2 protein-coding genes are annotated in these 1,899 nt (G+C 37.9%); both read right to left on the bottom strand.

Going from position 1 to position 1,899, the window contains the following annotated elements:
* Nucleotides 1-51: 51 nt before the first annotated feature.
* The gene (locus tag KDK15_RS06990) at nucleotides 52-657 is read right to left on the bottom strand and encodes a hypothetical protein (RefSeq protein ID WP_257294648.1); all 606 of its coding nucleotides are present in this window, start codon (nucleotides 655-657) and stop codon (nucleotides 52-54) included.
* 160 nt (nucleotides 658-817) lie between these two features.
* Nucleotides 818-1,801, bottom strand: coding sequence for a competence protein CoiA family protein (locus tag KDK15_RS06985; RefSeq protein WP_257294647.1), 984 nt, complete (start codon nucleotides 1,799-1,801; stop codon nucleotides 818-820).
* Between the last annotated feature and the right edge of the window lie 98 nt (nucleotides 1,802-1,899).

The raw sequence follows: 1,899 nt of genomic DNA, 5'->3' as shown, positions 1-1,899 counted from the left end.
TTGTGCAACAACAGGATAAGATTGCGGCTGGGCGCAATCTATCCTTATTCGTTAGTTGCGTACTTCCGAGATGACTGCATTTTTGTTCATTGATCGTAGGGTAGTTGTACAGCTTTCCATAAGAGCTATATGACCTTGCTTAAGAGTTTGACCATAGCTGACTAATGAGCTGAAGTGCGCCACTGCTTGTTTGTGATGTAACTCTTGACCAGTTTCTTCGTATAGTTTGTGCGCATACTCATACTTAGCAATTAAATCATTATTCAATCTGATTGAGTCAATCATAGACCTGCCAAGGTGATAAGTTCTTATGATACTTCTTCGTAAATCATTATCTTGAATTCTGCCAATTATTAAAGTGTTTCCATTGTAAACCGGGAAATAGTCACCCACTAAAGGATAATAAGACATTAATGCTTCGCCTTCCTTTAGGCTGGCTAAAGATGGTCCTAGCTCTCTTTGATAGCCATCTAGAACGATTTCGAGTTCGTCATAAATTCCCTGAAGAAGGCTTGTTACATTTTTTTGATCTTCTTCAGCACTTTGTTCTTTTTGGTTTTCAAATGCTTCTTTAACAGATTTTAAAGCATAATGGCCTGTGATGATGCCACCAATGACTGAACCAAATATTGCACCAATCGCAGATACTATTTCCACTTTATTATTCCTTAATGACAGTACTTCGTATCTTACAGAAAGAGGCAGAAAAACCAATGATTTTTTTGATGTAGTTGTTTATGGTGAAGCAACTAACGTCTGCATAAGCGGCGGCGCGTCTAGCGCCGTCCGCTGGATGCTCTTGTTAGAAGCCGTTTTTTTAACCAAAATTTCTTCTGATTACCTTCATCATCTCCTGCATTACTGGAGACTCATTGTGGTTTTTTGTTGACCTTTTGGGCATGAACTTTTGAGATAAAGGTAAGTCTTTAAAAGGAGCTTTTGGGAAAAGGTATAAATGGTTGTCCCCTTGAAGCATACCACAATTTATACAAGTGTTTGCCCAATATGCACCGCCAAACTGTTTCGAATATTTATGCATGATTGTTACAGGTCTTGGTAGTGGTGGTTCATCTTCACAGAATGGAACTCCTTGCCACCAGAAAACGGGAATCCGTTCTTTGCATTTGAAACAGGTTTCTATTCCTGCAACATAATTTGCTTTTTCAGAAAAGCCCTTCAGAGAATATAATGAACGATCAATATTCCATCTATCAGCAACAGAAATAATATCTGAAATATTGGATTTACACTTTCCGCAGTATTTACCTTTCAATCCTTTCTTTGTTGGAAGCCATTTATAGGGGTTCTGGATAATATCTTCAGCATTTACTTCAAGCCAATATATTGGAAGATTTTTTGCCTTGTAGTCGTCAACAGCATGAGTTACCAAGACTTCAATGGCTAATGATTCTATTTTGTTTCTATAACCAACCACATCACAAACGAATTCTCCAACTCTTCTTTCTTCTTGAGCACCTGAAAATGTTTTTGGCTCTAAATTTATTTCATAGTCGCATTTACAGTTCGAGCATTCGTTCTGTATGGTTATCTTTCTACCATTTTTGTAGTTATCAACAATTGACTTAATGATTAAGGATTTTGCTGTTTTGTGAAGGATTGATTCCTGATTACATGCAGAGTTGCTAGGGTGAGAAAAATGCTTTGTTCTGAACTCTCCCTTTTTCAGAATCAAATTCCCTTCACAAGAAGGGCAAAAATATTCTTCATTTTTCGATGCTTCTTCAGGGCTTACTAGCTCTCCCCCGATTGTTAATCCAAGAGGAACCTTAAGTTGATTCATTGCTGATGTTTCCTCGATGTGAAGGCTTCTAACAGTCGTTTATACGAATCAGTTTCGCATAACATACTGTAGATTCGCTATACGTACCAGCCGACACC

Origin of the sequence: Endozoicomonas sp. YOMI1, from assembly GCF_024606345.1 — a bacterium.
Classification (GTDB): Bacteria; Pseudomonadota; Gammaproteobacteria; order Pseudomonadales; family Endozoicomonadaceae; genus Endozoicomonas.
Note: the sequence above shows the minus strand (reverse complement) of the source record. Positions and strands in the feature narration are given on the sequence as shown.